The sequence below is a fragment of the Achromobacter sp. NPDC008082 genome (genome assembly GCF_042957345.1).
GTDB lineage: Bacteria > Pseudomonadota > Gammaproteobacteria > Burkholderiales > Burkholderiaceae_B > Achromobacter > Achromobacter kerstersii_A.
This window is the reverse complement of sequence record NZ_JBIBIB010000001.1, coordinates 1,062,284-1,077,136: the sequence shown is the minus strand read 5'-3', so window position 1 is coordinate 1,077,136 and position 14,853 is coordinate 1,062,284. Positions and strand designations below refer to the sequence as shown.

The following is a 14,853-nucleotide window of genomic DNA, read 5'->3' as shown; positions in this document are numbered from 1 at the left end:
AGCCGGGCAGCCTTAGTCGGCGTAGCCCGGATTGCGGCGGTCCAGCCGGCGCAGCAAGCCCGGCCAGGCCAGCGACGCTTTATAGGCCCGGTCTGCCGGGGATTCCACCGCGGCGCGCGCCAGCACTTCCGGCGGAATGAAGATCAGCTCGCCGCCACCCGCCTGCGCGCGCACCTGCGCCATGCAGGCGGCTTCCAGGCGGTGCATGGCCTGGAAGGCCTCGGCCATCGTCTGGCCCACCGTCAGCAAACCATGGTTGCGCAGGATCATGTAGTTGTTCGCGCCCAGGTCTTGGACCAGACGCGGCTGCTCTTCCGGGTTCAGCGCCAGGCCTTCGTAGTCGTGATAGCTAAGCGAACGCAGCGCAATGAACGCGAACTGCGACAAAGGCAACAAGCCCGCCTTCTGCGCCGACACCGCCACGCCATTGATGGAATGGGTGTGCAGCACGCACATCGCGTCCTTGCGGGCGGCGTGGATACAGCTGTGAATGGTGAAGCCGGCCGGGTTGATGTTGTATTCCGATTCCATCACCTTGTTGCCGTGCAGGTCGATCTTGACCAGGCTGGACGCCGTGATCTCGTCGAACATCATGCCGTACGGGTTGATCAGGAAATGTTCGGTGCCCGGCACTTTGGCGGTGATGTGCGTGAAGATCAAATCGTCCCATCCGAACAGCGCCACCAGCCGGTACAAGGCCGCCAGGTCCGTGCGCACCTGCCATTCGGTTGCGCTGACCTGTTCACGCACGCTGCCGCCCTGCTTGCTTACCGTATCCATTCCCGTCTCCTGTTATTGATGTCATCCCGAAACGACCGCGCCACGGGACCCGTTTCGCACTTTATTCTTTTTGACGCGGTCACGTGCAAGGGCGCAAGCCGCCGTCCACCAGATGAAAATCACGGGCGGCCATGCGAGAATCCCCCTCGGAACCCACGGATCAGGACGCCCCATTGACGCAGCATCCGCATCGCCTTCCCGCCTTTTTCCGGTCGCACCTGGAATCGCTATCCGGCGTTGGCCTGCTGCTGGGCACCTTGTTCTTCGCCGCGTCGCTCACGCCCACGCTGGTGCCGCGCACCTATCTCACTCAAGGCGTGCTGGCCGGCGCGTGCCTGGCCGCTGGCTATGGGCTGGGCGTGCTGTGGCACTGGCTATGGGCCTATCTGGAACTGCCCGAACCCCGCGCCCGCGCGGCGCGCATCGTCAACGCCGTCATCACCGTGGTTTGCCTGTCGGTGCTGGCGCTGTTCCTGTGGCGCGCGGCCGATTGGCAGAACACCATCCGCGCGCTGATGCAGATGGACCCCGTCACCAGCGCCCATCCCTTCAAGGTTTGCGCGACCGCCTTGATCACGTTTACCGCGCTGCTGGCGCTGGGCCGGCTGTTCAAATTGCTGGCGCGCTTTCTGGCCAGACAGGTGCGCCGCGTTGTGCCGCGGCGGGTGGCCAACGTGGCGGGCGCGGCCATTGCGGTGCTGATCTTCTGGTCGCTGGCCAACAATGTGTTTTTCCGCGCCGCGCTGCATGTGCTGGATGCGTCGTTTCGTGAATACGATGCGCTGCTGGAACCGGAACGCCCCCAGCCGACGCACGGCGCCAAAACAGGCGGACCCGGCTCGTTGATTGCCTGGCATGAATTGGGGCGCGCCGGCCGCGAATTCATTGCGTCCGGCCCGAACGCCCGCGACATTCGCACGCAGACCGGCCGCGACGCGCAAGAACCCATTCGCGTGTACGTGGGCCTGCGCGGCGCCGATACGCCCCAGGCGCGGGCGGCCTTGGCGCTTGAAGAGATGAAGCGCGTGGGCGCGTTCAAGCGGTCCACGCTGCTGGTCGTCACGCCCACCGGCACGGGCTGGATTGATCCGGCCGCCATGGATTCCGTGGAATATCTGCTGCATGGCGACGTGGCAAGCGTCGCCTTGCAGTATTCGTACCTCTCCAGCCCGCTGTCCTTGCTGGCCCAACCCGAATACGGATCGGAAGCGGCGCGTGCGCTGTTCAGTGCGGTGTACGGGTATTGGACTACCCTGCCCCGAGACCAGCGGCCCAAGCTGTATCTGCACGGCCTGAGCCTGGGCGCGATGAATTCCGCGCGGTCCGCCGAGCTCTTTGAAATGATCGGGGACCCCATCCACGGCGCGCTCTGGAGCGGCCCGCCCTTTGAAAGCCGCATCTGGCGCGCGATTACTGACGCCCGCAACCCGGACTCCCCGGCCTGGCTGCCGCAACTGCGCGACGGCAGCTTCGTGCGCTTCATGAATCAACACGGGTCGCCCGTGCCTGCCGATGCGCCTTGGGGGCCGATGCGCATCGTGTTCCTGCAATATGCCAGCGACGCCGTCACCTTCTTTGACTACCGCGACCTGTACCGCCGCCCCGCCTGGATGGACCCGCCCTACGGGCCGGATGTGTCGCCCGAGCTGCGCTGGGTGCCGGTCGTGACGATGTTGCAGCTGGCGCTGGATATGTCCGTCAGCACCGAAACGCCCATGGGTTATGGCCACGTCTACGCGCCGCAGCACTATGTGGACGCGTGGCTGGCCGTGACGGGCGCGCCGGGTTGGACGCCCGGTGCGCTGGACACCCTGAAGCAGCATTTGGCCGAACGCATGCGTGCGGCGATGGGGGATGCGGACGGCAAGGAAGGCGCATACGAGAATCGGGGCGGATGACAGGCAGCCAAGCGTGCCCGCCCCCGCCCGGGGCCGTTCAATTCGTTTGCACGTTCGCGCCGTCGATGATCTGTTTCCAGCGCACCGTTTCTTCATCAGACAACTTGGCCAGGTCTTGCCGCGTGCCGGCGAACGGCACCGCGCCCTGCTCGGCCAGATGCGCGATCATCGACGGGTCTTTGGCCAAGGCCATCACCGTGTCCTGCAACTTGCGCACCACGTCTTCGGGCGTGCCTGCGGGCGCCATGACGCCGTACCACGATTCCACCACCGCATCCTTCACGCCCGCTTCCGCCAGGGTCGGCACGCCTGGAATGGCGGCGCTGCGGTGTTCACTGGCCACGGCCAGCACGCGGACCTTGCCGGGCTTGATGTAAGGCAACACATTCGGCAGATTCGCAAACAGCACCTGCACCTGCCCCGACAGCAAATCTGCCGTGGCCGGCCCCGCGCCGCGATACGGCACGTGCTCGAACTTCGCGCCTGAGCGGTACATGAACAATTCCCCCGTCAGATGATTGACGGACCCCATGCCCGCCGACGCCATGTTCAGCTTGCCGGGGTTTTGTTTGGCATACGCAACCAGCTCGGCCACGGTCTTGGCCGGCGTGTCGGCCGAGACGGCCAGCACATTGGGCACGGTGGAAAACAATGCGACCGGCGCAAAATCCCTGTTGGCGTCGTACGGCAGGTTCTTGGTCAACAGCGGCTGGATGGATTGCTGCCCCATCGTCGCCAGCAACAGCGTGTAGCCGTCGGCCGGCGCCTTGGCGACGAAGTTCGCGCCGATGCTGCCGCCCCCACCCGGCTTGTTTTCCACAATGACTGGCTGGCCCAGCGATTCCGACATCCGGTTGGCCAGCAAGCGACCCATCAGGTTCACCGTGCCGCCCGGCGCAAAAGGCACGACAAGCGTTATCGGTTTGACGGGATACGTCTGGGCATGCGCGCCCAGGCTGATCCCCATGGCTGCGGCAAACGCCGCGACGGTCTTAAGCATTGATTTCCCCTTGATGATGGGCCAGTCAGGCTTCCTGTACGGAACGCTCCGCTGGCTTGGATGACACAAGCTTACCCACGCGCCGCTGCAACAAGGCTTGCGCGTCGGCCACACGCTGAACCCCCGCGCCGATGACGCCGCGATAGTGGTCCAGCAAACCTCTTTGCTCGGCGATGTGCGCGCGCACGCGGCCCGGCGCCGGTCCGCCCAGCGATTCACGCGCGGCCACATTTCGCACGGGGTCCAGGCACGCGGCGATATCGTCTTCGTGCAGCGCAACCGCGCGGCCCAGTTGTTCAGCCGCGGCGGCATTGATCATTGCAGGCGTGATGTGCTTTGCCGGGATGCCGGCTTCCAGCGCGTGGCGCACCACGGCGCCGATGATGTGATGCGCATCGCGAAACGACGCGTCGGCCTTGCGCACCAGCAGGTCGGCAAGATCCGTCACGGTGGAAAAGTCGTCGGCCGCGCGGGCCGCCATGCGCGCGCGGTTGGGCTCCACCTTTTCCACCAGCAACTGGATCAGCGCCAGAGCTTTCAACGCTTCGTCGCAGGCCTCCCAGCACGTGCGCGTGCTTTCCCGGCTGCTGTCGCCCGAGTGCGTGAAGTGCGTGGACTTCACGGTGGAAAACGCCGCGGCCGTCAACCCGATCACATGGCCCGTCTTGCCGCGCAGGTATTCCAGCACCGCCGGGTTTTTCTTCTGCGGCATGATGCTGGAGGTGCTGGCGATGCTGTCGGGAAAGCTCAGGTAACCGAACTCTGGCGTGGACCAGATATAAAAGTCCTGCACCATGCGGCTGCTGGTGATCATCATGATCGACAGCGTCGCGCTCAGTTCCAACGCGAAATCGCGTGACGCCACGCCGTCCAGCGCATTGGCCAAGGGCTGCGTAAAGCCCAGCATCGCACTGGTTGCGTCGCGGTTGATCGGGAACGACGTGCCCGCCAGCGCGCAAGCGCCCAAGGGCGAGGCATCCGCGGTGTCCAAGGCATGCAGCAAGCGCGCGACATCGCGTGACCAGGCATCGACCAGCGCCGACAGGTAGTAGCCATACGTGATGGGCTGCGCGGCTTGCATATGGGTGTAGCCGGGCATCACGCAGTCGGCATATTGCTCGGCCCGCGCCAATGCCGCGTCGGCTACGCCGATCAGCGCCGTCGCAATCCGCGACGCGAAATCCCGCGCACGGATGCGGTCAATGGTGGCGCCGATATCGTTGCGGCTGCGCGCCGTGTGCAGGCGGCCGCCCAACGCTTGCCCCACCAGCTTGATCAGGTGCGCTTCGTAGTTGAAGTAGGCTTCTTCGCGCGCCGGGTCCAGCTCAATGCCGTCCGGCCCGTCCGACTGCATCTTGAGCAGCGCGCGGGCCAGCTCAACCGACGCGTCGTGATCCAGAATGCCTTGTTCGTGCAGCATCACCAGATGCGCAAGATTGATCTGGTTCAGCATCTCGAAGTTAGCGAAAAACTCGCGATTCAAGCGCGGAAGAAAAATATGCTGAAGCACTTCCGGCGCAAGCGGTTGCTTCAAGCGGCTGCTGACTTTGGATTCCATTTTCGGGTCGGTCTAAGCATGTAAAACCGTAGTCTCCGCCCGCGCCAATTCATGCGTCAAATCAGTTTTTCATAGCTTCGAATACAGAATTGATATGATTTGATCTCCGCCTATTTGCATGTAGCCGCCCATGAATTTCAAGCAGATTGAAGCTTTCCGCGCCGTCATGATGACGCGGTCCATGACCACCGCCGCCGGGCTGATGCATACGTCGCAGCCGAACATCAGCCGCTGGATCGCGCTGCTTGAGGCGACGCTGGGCTTTGTGCTGTTCAAACGCGTCGGCACGCGGCTGATCCCCACACCCGAAGCCGATGCGTTCTACACCGACGTGGAACGCGCATTCATCGGCCTGGAATCGCTGAATGACAGCGCCAACTCAATCCGCCGGCGTGGCACCGGGCTGCTGCGGGTGGGCGCGGTCGGGTCCATCACGCAGTGCGTCCTGCCCGACGCCATCCGCTTGTTTCGCGAAACGTTCCCCGACGTCTCCGTCGTGGTCAACACAGGCGGCTCCGACGTCGTCGCCAAATGGATGGCCACGGGGTTTTGCGACATCGGATTCTGTTCCATCCAGACCGATGTGCCTGGCTTGCAATACGAAAGAATCAATACCGCGTACGGCGTGGGTATCGTGACGCGCACGCACCGTCTGGCGCGCAAGAAGCGGCTGAGCCCCGCTGACTTCACCGGCGAAAACTTCATCTGCCTGCCCTCCGGCAGTTTCAACCGCGCCGCCATCGACCGGCATTTTTCCGACGACGCCAGAATCCTCTCGATCGAAACCCCGTACGCCACCACCATCTGCACCATGGTGGGCAAGGGCCTGGGCGTGTCGATCGTGAACCCCGTTGTGTCGCGCGCGTTAAGCCTGCCTGACTTACGCGAGATTCCGTTTTCCGAAAAAATCGAATTCCACAGCTATGCGGTCAGCTCAGATCATTTCCCTGTCAGCAGCCCTGCCCGGCAAATGGAAACGTGCGTGCGGGACGTGTTCAAAGCCCTGAGCGCCAGTGCGTGATGCTTACCCATTTCCCCTTACCCTCTACCCTTCACGGCTGCGGCCGCGGTCATGCAGGCCCGCGCGCAACGTCTTGGCCAGTTCGGCGATGCTTGCCGCATCGGCGCTGCCATCACGGGCTTCCAGCCGCGCGATGATCTGATCGGCAACGTTGACCAGATGCAGCGGCTCGTGCAGCACCACCGCCAGCAGCGCATCGCCCAACGCATGAATGCCGGCTTCGCACGCGCGCACGCCCTGCGCCGAAATCGATTGCGCGAGCGCCGCGCCACGCGCTGCGATGTCGTTCAAGCCAAACACCGAGCACGCGCCACCCACTGAGTGCAGTTCCGCCAGCAACCGGGGGCCGTCTTCCGCGCGCAGCCCGTTCTGCAAGACCTGCACCGCATCGCGGCAAGACTGCACGAACACTTGCCAGGTGGCGTCCGCCACGGCGCGGCCGCCCAACAGGCCACTGCCGGCCAACGCGTCGCGCCGCACGGGCGGCAAGCCCGCAACCTCTGACAACGCCAAGCCCAGATCGGCCAATGACAACGGCTTGCCCAGCACCCGCGCCATGCCGGCGCGCTCGCCCGCTTCGCGCTCTTGCGGCGTCACATTGGCGGTGGCGGCCATCACCGGCATCGCGGGCCAACGCTGACGCACCTGCCGCGCCAGCGCAAAACCGTCTTGGCCCGGCATGGCCAAGTCCGTCAGCAACACATCGAACGAGTCCTGCTCCAGGCACGCCAAGGCCTGCTCGGCATCCGGCACGGCGGTGGCGTCGCAGCCCAACAAGGCAAGCTGCTCTTCGAACAGCTTGCGGTTCACGACGTTGTCTTCGGCGACCAGCACACGCAGACGTTTGCCCAGCACCATGCCGTTCACCGCCTGCGCGGCCAGGGCGCGGCCTTGCAAGGCATACTGCAAGCCGCTCGCCAGCCCGTGCAGGCCATATACCGACGCGCTGACCACGCGGCCGGACGCCACCGGCTGGGCCGGCCCGTCTTCACTGCACTCGACCACCCAGGACGCGTCCTCCACCAAGCGGTTCTCGTCGCTGGAATGCCAGGTCTTGCGATCGCCCCAGAACACAAGCGCGCTGGCGTCTTCGACCGATTCTTGCGCAATCAAGGCCGGATGCGCGTAGCTCGTCACGTTCACGCCCCACGCTTGCAAGATGCCGCCCAGCCGCGTGCGCTCGGCTTCCATTGCCGCCACCAGCAGCACGGATTCGCCATCGAAACGCGGACGCTCGCTGACCGGCGATGCGCCATCGCGCAACGGCAAGCGCAACGTGAAACGGCTGCCCACGCCAGGTTGGCTTTGCACGCCCAGCGTGCCGCCCATGGCCTGCGCCAGCCGCTGGCACAACGCCAGGCCCAAACCGGTGCCCCCAAAGCGCCGGGTGATCGTTGCGTCCGCCTGCATGAAATCCTGAAACAGCGCCGGCAACTGATCCGCGCTGATGCCGATACCCGTGTCCTCAACCTCGATCAGCACTTGCGAGCGCGCCGCGTCGCGAGACACGCGCAGCGTCACCTGCCCCGTCTCAGTGAACTTGATCGCGTTGGACAACAGGTTGTTCATCACCTGCCCCAGCCGCGCGGGGTCCCCTCGCAGCGGCCAGGTCAGGGTGTCGCCCAGCTCTCCGGCCAGCGCCAGCTTTTTCGCGCGCGCCACGGGAGCAAACACCATCAGGGTCTGCGAGGCCAGCTCCAGCACATCGAACTCCACGTCTTCCAACTGAAGTTCGCCAGCCTCGATCTTTGAGAAATCGAGCACGTCGCTCACCACCGCCAACAGGCCGTCAGACGCATTGCGGATGGTGTTCAGGCGGTCGCGCTGCAATTCGTCCAGCGGCGAGTAGGCCAGCAATTCCAGGTTGCCCAGCACCGCGTTGAGCGGCGTGCGGATCTCGTGGCTCATGGCGGCCAGGAAGGCGGACTTGGCGGCATTGGCTAAATCCGCCGCCTGCCGCGCGTTGCGCAGCTCTTGTTCCAGCTGCTTATTGGCCGTCACGTCGGTAAACGCCGTCACCAGGACGTCTTCGTCCTGATAGCGGGCGCGGACCATGCTCACCGACAAGTCCAGCCGCTGGCCGTCGCGCGTGAAAAACGTCAGGTCGTCGTCAAAGACGGCCGCACCGCCGTGTGGTGGAGCGGCCTGTTTTTCGTGCTGCAAATAATGCCGCGACAACGCGTAGGACAGGCTTGGCCCGTCGACCACCACGCGGCTGTTCGTGGCAATCATTGACGGGCTGCGCAACAGCGGCTGCCCCGTATTCGCCGTGATCAGCCCCAGCCCGACGGGCGCCGTTTCCACCAGCGTCCGGCTCAATTGTTCGCTATCGAATACGCGCTGCGACTGCCGCACCGCCGGCACGAACACGCGCCACTTCACGAGCAGCAGCAGCGCCCACGTCAGCGCAATGATGACGGCCGACGTCAGCGCAGCCAGGATGATCTGCGTGCGCACCCCGGCCAGGATGTCGCGCCAGGACTGCGCGTGCACCAGCGTCCACCCGGTCGGCAGCAAGGGCCAGCCGGATAACACATGCCCTTCCAGAAACACGTTGCGCGACGGCGGGTCCAGCCCGTCAGCCTGCGCCTGGCGGGCCAAGGGCGCCAGCGTGGGCGATACGGCATCCGGGCACGCGACGATCAGCGTGCCATCGGGCGCCAGCACCAGGCACGCGCCTGCGAAACTGGTTTCGGGCAAATGTTCGGCCAGCGCGCTTAGCGGCATTTCGTACACCAGCGTGCCAAACGGCGTACCGTCTTCGCTGCGCAATTGCGTCACGATGCGCACGGCTTGCTTGCCGGTCAGCGGACTTTCGTAAGGCGTGAGCCAGCGGAACCGGGGCGCGCCCGTGGCGGCGTCGCGCCAACCGCCTTCGGGCGGCGCAATGCCGGCGCCGTCGGCGGACGCCAGCGCCGCAAAGAGGGCGGACCGCTCGGCCGCCACCTTGTCCTGCCATGCGCTGCCGCCCCACGGCAACACAGACAGAATCAACGTTTGGCGATCCGCGCTGACCAGGTACACGGTGAGATCGCCTGCGTTACGCGCGGCGACTCTTGCGGTGGTGGCGGCCATTCTGCGCGCCAGCCGCACGTAGCGCCACGCATCCGTGGCGCTGGCGGCGGCATCGCTGCGCAACACCAGCAACGGCGGGCCATCCGCATCCGGCTGCACGCGCACCAGCCCGTCGGGGCCGAATGGCGCCTCGCGATCCTGCTTGTCGGCGTCCGCGGAGCTCCAGGCCAGCTCCATGTTCAGGACGTTGTTGCGCAACGTGGCCACGGCGCGCGTCGTGAAATCCATGGACCGGCGCATGTCGATCGACACTTCTTCCTTCATGCGCGCCAGATAGGCATTGACCGAGGCCGCCACCTCGATCAGGCCGGCCACCAGCACCACTATCGTGATGACCGCTCCGCCCCCCATGACCAGCAAGTGCTGATAGCGGCGCAAACGGGCCAATACACTGCTTTGCTCGGGAGTCGTCATGAGTCGGGAATGCCGGGAGGGCGCTAACGCCATGAGGGGAGTCGCGCCGATTATGACGTGACGCGCTCCTGCGGGGAAGAGGCGCGCGCCAGCCCCTCGGCCAGCGCGTCGAGCAGCCCTTCGGCCATGTCCAGCCCACGCCCCGTCTTCAGGCAGGTTTCGGCATCCGCGGCCAGCCGGCTTAACCCGGGTTCGCCGAAGACATCCAGCATGCCGCGCAGCTTGTGCAGCTCCGCCAACAATTGCGGGATATTCCCCGCCTGCCTGCCCTGGCCGATTTCCGCCAGCGCCGACTCGCACGCCTGATGGAACGTGCGCGTCAAGTCCTCACTCATGGCGCGGCCGCCGAGGAAGCTGCGCGGCTCACCCACCTCCAGACGCCGCGTCCGCACGCCGGTAACGTCGGACAGCGCATGCGCCAGCTCGCCCAGCGGCAAGGGCTTGCCCAGCACCAGCGCCACGCCCGCCTGCTGGCAACGCACCCGCTCAAGGGGCGTCATGTGCGCACTGGCCGCCAAAACCGGCATGGCCGGCCAGCGCGCACGCGCCGCCTGCGCCAGCGCGTAGCCGTCCATCTCCGGCATGGCCAGATCCGTCAGCAATACATCAAACGGCGCCTGCTCCAGGCACGCCAGCGCCTGCACGCCATTTTCGACCGCCGTCGGCACGCAGCCCAGCACCCGCAGCTGCTCCTCGAACAAGCGCTGGTTCACCGGGTTGTCTTCGGCGACCAACACGTTCAGCCGCCGCGCAAGCACCGGCCGCCGCACATCCGGCGCGCTGAGCGGCGTGCCGAGCAAGGCATGGCCCAAGCTGCTTGCCAGCCCTTTCAAACCGATCATCGACACGCTCAGCACGCGGCCCATCACCACCGGGTCTGTCGGCCCGTCTGCACCGCAATCAATCACCCACGGCGCTTCCTCGACCAGGCGGTTCTCATCATCGACCTGCCACGCATGCCGCTCGCCCCACAGCACCACCGCCGCGAACGTGCCCAAGCTATCCGGCGTCAGCGCCGCCGGATGCGCATAGGTCTCGACGCGCAGGCCCCATGCCTGAAGGCTGCGGCCCACATAAGCCCGCGCCGAAGGGCACACCGCCAGCAGCGCCACGCGCTCGCCCTCAAAGCACGGCGTTTGCCGCACCTGTTCGCAGTCGCCCAATGGCAGGCGCAACGTAAACTGGCTGCCTCGCCCCGCTTCGCTTTGCACCGACAGGGTGCCGCCCATGGCCTGCGCCAACCTGGAACACAGCGCCAGGCCCAGGCCAGTACCGCCGAAGCGGCGGTTGATCGTCGGATCGGCCTGGCTGAACGCGCGAAACAATCGGGACAACTGCTCGGCCGACATGCCGATGCCCGTATCCTCCACGGTCATGACAAGCGACGCCTGCGCCTCGTCGATGGTCAAGGACAGCGCCACGCCCCCCTGCTCCGTGAACTTGACCGCATTGGACAGCAGGTTGTTGATGATCTGCCCCAGCCGCGTCGGGTCTCCCCGCATGGGCAAGGTCACGGTGCCGCCCAGTTGGCCCGTCAAGGCCAGCCCCTTGCCGCGCGCGGTGGGCGTGAACACCCGCAGCGCTTGCGCGGCCACTTCCAGCACGTCGAATTCGATCGACTCCAGCCGCAGTTCACCCGCCTCGATCTTCGAGAAATCCAGCACATCGCTGACGATGGCCAACAGGCCGTCAGACGCCGCCCGTATCGTGCGCAACCGGTCGCGCTGCGGGGCATCCAGCGCCGAATGCGACAGCAGTTCCAGATTGCCAAGGATAGCGTTCAGCGGCGTGCGGATTTCATGGCTCATCGCCGCCAGAAAAGCGGACTTCGCCGCGTTGGCGCGATCCGACGCCTGCCGCGCCTTGCGCAGCTGCTGCTCCACCCGGCTTTTCGCCGTGACGTCCGTGAACGCCGTGACCAACACGTTCTTTCCCTGATAGCGCGCGCGAACCATGCTGACCGACAAGTCCAGGCCGATGCGGTCCCGCGTATCGAATTGCAGGTCTTCGTTGAACGTGCCTTGCCGCCAGCTGACGTCACCGCGCGCCACATGCGCCTGGTGCAATTGAATGCACGCATCGGGCAGTGCGTCTTCGCCCGGCGCGATGCGCGCGGCGATCTGCGCCATAGCCGGGCTGCACAGCAGCGCCTTGCCGGTATCCAACGAGATCAGCCCCAGCCCGACAGGCGCGGTATCGATCAGCGTGCGGCTGAGCTTTTCCCCTTCGTACACGCGCCGGGACCATTCCAGCAGCGGCCTGAACACACGCAGCTTCAACGAAATCAATAACAGCCACATCATGCCCAGCGTCGGCAGCGTCAGCATCATGTCGACGAATACGTCTTCGCTGGCGGCGGCCGCAATGCTGCTGCCGGCATACGCGAACACCAGCACGTGCTTGTCGTCCAGGCCTTGCGACACGATGAACAGCCCCTGGTCATGCCAGTCCTGCTGGTGCTCGCGGCCAACGGCCGCCACGCGCTGCAACGTTTCGCGCGTGGGCGCCTGCCCGCCATCGCAGCAGTCGCCGACCCATTCGGTGACCTCGCCTTTTTCATCGACGATCATCGCAATGCCCTGCATGCCCGTGATCCTGGCCGGGTCGACCAGCGCCCGGGGTCCGTTCTCCACGACCAGGGCATGGCCCAGCGCGAACGCGCGGCGCTGCGCTTCAATATGCGCATTGATGCCCGTGCGCACGCCCATGCCAAGAATCATCAATGCGATCAACGTGCTTGCCAGGCCTCCACCAAACAGCAAACGTCGCTGATACCGGCGAAGGTTCATCAAGGTTTTAAGGTTGCTGTCGGAGGACACGCTCGCGCCACAGGCCCTTTCGGGTCCCGTCCTATGTAAAGTCAAAGATTATGTGATGCCCCGTACGAATAACGTGGCGTTTGGGTCAAGTTCCGTACCTGTCCGAGGCCGCTTGGCATCGGATTCGTACCGGGACGACAGGCCGAAATTGCCTGCAAAAAATCCTGCCGAATCCGGCGGATTACGCTACATTTCTTTCGTCACCCCTGCCCCGACGGCCCTCGCAGGCCACACGCCGCGCCATGAAGATTCATGTCTTGCTCGCCGATGACCATCCCGCCCTGCTTGCGGGCATCAAGCACGAACTGGATTGCATACCGTCCATCGCCATTCAGGGTGTGGCGCGCGACTCCGGCCAACTGGTCGAATTGCTCGACAGCACGCCCTGCGATGTGCTGGTGACCGACTACGCGATGCCAGGCGGCGCGCACGGCGACGGCATCATGTTCATTTCGTACCTGCGGCGCCATTTTCCCGATGTGAAGATCGTGGTCTTCACAACGCTGGATAACCCGGCCATCGTGCAAGAGCTGTCCAAGCTGGGCGTGAAGTCCGTGTTGAGCAAGGCGCATGAGACCAGCCAGCTGATCTCGGCCATTCATGCGGTCTACGCGGGCGCGCGCTACTTTCCTTCCGAAGGCATCGGCGCATCGGCCGCGTCAACCAAGCCGCGCAGCGCCGGCCCCGACCTGACTAAGCGCGAACTCGAAGTCGTCCGCCTGTATGTGTCGGGCATGTCGGTCAACGAAATCGCCGCGCGCCTGAGCCGGTCCAAACAGACCATCAGCTCTCAGAAGGCCAGCGCCATGCGCAAGCTGGGCATCGAACGCGAAGCCGATCTGTTCCGCTTCGCCTTTGAAACCGGCATCACCGTCGCGTCCGATGCGGGCGATGGCGAGCCGCAGCAGGCTTGATGCGCCGTACGGCCACGCCGCGACGACGCCTGGCATCCCTCACGCCACCGCCTTTTCGCGCCGCGCCGTCAGGCGCATGCATGAAGACGCCGGCAGAACGCGTTCAATGAAAGCGTCCACCTCCATCGGCCGCGCGAGCCCATACCCCTGACCGATGCGGCAGCCCAGCGCGTGCAGTTGGTGCGCCTGCTCCTGCGTTTCGATCCCTTCGGCAACCACCGCCAGCCCCAGCGCGCGCCCCAGCCCCAACGCAGCGCTTACGACGGCATGCGAAGCCGGGTCGGATTGCAGCCGTTTCACAAACGACTGGTCGATTTTGATTTCACTGAACGGCAAGCGCGTCAGGCGTTCCAGCGTGGACGCGCCCGTGCCGAAGTCATCCATGCTGACGCCAAAGCCGCACGCGCGCAGCCGTCGCAATCCCGCATCCAGGGCCGTCTTGTCCTGAATGGTTTCATCTTCAGTGATCTCGACGGTGATCAGTTCAGGCGAAATTCCGCGGCGCTTGGTGCGGGTTTCGAGACTGAGCGCAACGCCCGGGGCCGACAACGTCGACACCGAAGCATTCACGGAAATACGTTGCGACACGCCCTTGCCCGCCAACTGCGCCTGCACATCCAGCGCGCGTTCCGTCACGAAGTGGAACAGCATCGGGTCCATCGACAGCCGGCTGATCGCCCGCACGAACTCCGAAGGCGGCACATCGCCCGCCTGCGGATGACGCCATCGGATCAACGCCTCGGCGCCAAGAATGCTTCCCGTCGCCAGATCGACTTGCGGCTGCAACACCACGCGCATGCCGTCCTTCTCGCCCAACGCCAGAATCAACGCTTCGTCGGTAAACCGCGGCGCGGGCGCGCACGGCTTCACCGGCGCTTGCCACTGCGTAAAGCGGGCGAGCGCGGCCGGAATGAACGCGGCGCTGCGCACGATGTCGATCACGGCGCCCGCGGCGCGCAGCCCGCTGGCATAGGCGTCCAGCACACAGCGCGGTAAATCGCTGATCCACAGCACGGCGGGCATACGCGGCAGGCGGCCGGCTTGCACTTCGCCTTGCAGGCGCCCCGGCACCAGCAGCCCTTCGCAGGCAACACCCGTCACTTCACATACGACCAGATCGGCCGCCTGCTCGCGCAGCGCGATGGCCAGCGCATCCAGGCCGCAGGCGCTGCGCAACGTGCGCAAGGCGCCGCCATCAAGCAACGCGTTCAACGCCGAGGCGTTGCCCGGCGCGCAACCTAGTGTGATGACGGCCAAGCCGCTGACAGGACCCGGCCGTTGAAGGGAAGTTTGATGAACCATATTGACGCCTCGCATAGTGGACGCAGTATGGTCTGACGCCCCTGGGCGAACAATCTGACTAGTACCAAAACG

General features: G+C 65.2%; 9 protein-coding genes. 3 read left to right on the top strand and 6 right to left on the bottom strand.

The features are described 5' to 3' along the window. Positions 1 to 12: 12 nt before the first annotated feature. A complete protein-coding gene (locus ACFZAI_RS04720; protein WP_391565821.1) occupies positions 13 to 780 on the bottom strand; it encodes a class II aldolase/adducin family protein in 768 nt (255 codons plus the stop codon). A gap of 131 nt (positions 781 to 911) precedes the next feature. On the opposite strand from ACFZAI_RS04720, the gene ACFZAI_RS04715 reads away from it, so the two are divergent. Then, positions 912 to 2,678: an alpha/beta hydrolase gene (locus ACFZAI_RS04715; protein ID WP_391565820.1), complete on the top strand. Its 1,767-nt coding sequence runs from the start codon at positions 912 to 914 to the stop codon at positions 2,676 to 2,678. Between the two features lie 37 nt (positions 2,679 to 2,715). Here ACFZAI_RS04715 and ACFZAI_RS04710 read toward each other — a convergent pair whose 3' ends face one another. Continuing rightward, complete coding sequence (locus ACFZAI_RS04710) at positions 2,716 to 3,678, bottom strand: Bug family tripartite tricarboxylate transporter substrate binding protein (RefSeq protein WP_391565819.1); 963 nt, start codon at positions 3,676 to 3,678, stop codon at positions 2,716 to 2,718. 25 nt (positions 3,679 to 3,703) lie between these two features. Next, entirely contained in the window at positions 3,704 to 5,236 is a 1,533-nt protein-coding gene (gene argH / locus ACFZAI_RS04705) for an argininosuccinate lyase (protein WP_391565818.1), read from the bottom strand. Positions 5,237 to 5,366: 130 nt separating this feature from the next. Between argH and ACFZAI_RS04700 the strand changes: the two genes are divergently transcribed. Further along, positions 5,367 to 6,257, top strand: coding sequence for a LysR substrate-binding domain-containing protein (locus ACFZAI_RS04700; protein ID WP_391565817.1), 891 nt, complete (start codon positions 5,367 to 5,369; stop codon positions 6,255 to 6,257). Between the two features lie 24 nt (positions 6,258 to 6,281). Here ACFZAI_RS04700 and ACFZAI_RS04695 read toward each other — a convergent pair whose 3' ends face one another. Then, the gene (locus ACFZAI_RS04695) at positions 6,282 to 9,746 is read right to left on the bottom strand and encodes an ATP-binding protein (RefSeq protein WP_391565816.1); all 3,465 of its coding nucleotides are present in this window, start codon (positions 9,744 to 9,746) and stop codon (positions 6,282 to 6,284) included. A gap of 50 nt (positions 9,747 to 9,796) precedes the next feature. After that, positions 9,797 to 12,478: an ATP-binding protein gene (locus ACFZAI_RS04690; protein WP_391565815.1), complete on the bottom strand. Its 2,682-nt coding sequence runs from the start codon at positions 12,476 to 12,478 to the stop codon at positions 9,797 to 9,799. A 329-nt stretch (positions 12,479 to 12,807) separates the two neighbouring features. On the opposite strand from ACFZAI_RS04690, the gene ACFZAI_RS04685 reads away from it, so the two are divergent. Then, positions 12,808 to 13,479, top strand: a complete 672-nt coding sequence (locus tag ACFZAI_RS04685; protein ID WP_391565814.1) for a response regulator — start codon at positions 12,808 to 12,810, stop codon at positions 13,477 to 13,479. Between the two features lie 39 nt (positions 13,480 to 13,518). On the opposite strand, the gene ACFZAI_RS04680 is transcribed toward ACFZAI_RS04685, so the two are convergent. After that, positions 13,519 to 14,781: an EAL domain-containing protein gene (locus ACFZAI_RS04680; RefSeq protein WP_391565813.1), complete on the bottom strand. Its 1,263-nt coding sequence runs from the start codon at positions 14,779 to 14,781 to the stop codon at positions 13,519 to 13,521. Between the last annotated feature and the right edge of the window lie 72 nt (positions 14,782 to 14,853).

Bases quoted from the DNA above. Each gene is read 5' to 3' on its own strand.
- ACFZAI_RS04720 (WP_391565821.1), bottom strand. From the start codon at position 780: ATGGATACGGTAAGCAAGCAGGGCGGCAGCGTGCGTGAACAGGTCAGC.
- ACFZAI_RS04715 (WP_391565820.1), top strand. From the start codon at position 912: ATGCGAGAATCCCCCTCGGAACCCACGGATCAGGACGCCCCATTGACG.
- ACFZAI_RS04710 (WP_391565819.1), bottom strand. From the start codon at position 3,678: ATGCTTAAGACCGTCGCGGCGTTTGCCGCAGCCATGGGGATCAGCCTG.
- argH (WP_391565818.1), bottom strand. From the start codon at position 5,236: ATGGAATCCAAAGTCAGCAGCCGCTTGAAGCAACCGCTTGCGCCGGAA.
- ACFZAI_RS04700 (WP_391565817.1), top strand. From the start codon at position 5,367: ATGAATTTCAAGCAGATTGAAGCTTTCCGCGCCGTCATGATGACGCGG.
- ACFZAI_RS04695 (WP_391565816.1), bottom strand. From the start codon at position 9,746: ATGACGACTCCCGAGCAAAGCAGTGTATTGGCCCGTTTGCGCCGCTAT.
- ACFZAI_RS04685 (WP_391565814.1), top strand. From the start codon at position 12,808: ATGAAGATTCATGTCTTGCTCGCCGATGACCATCCCGCCCTGCTTGCG.
- ACFZAI_RS04680 (WP_391565813.1), bottom strand. From the start codon at position 14,781: ATGGTTCATCAAACTTCCCTTCAACGGCCGGGTCCTGTCAGCGGCTTG.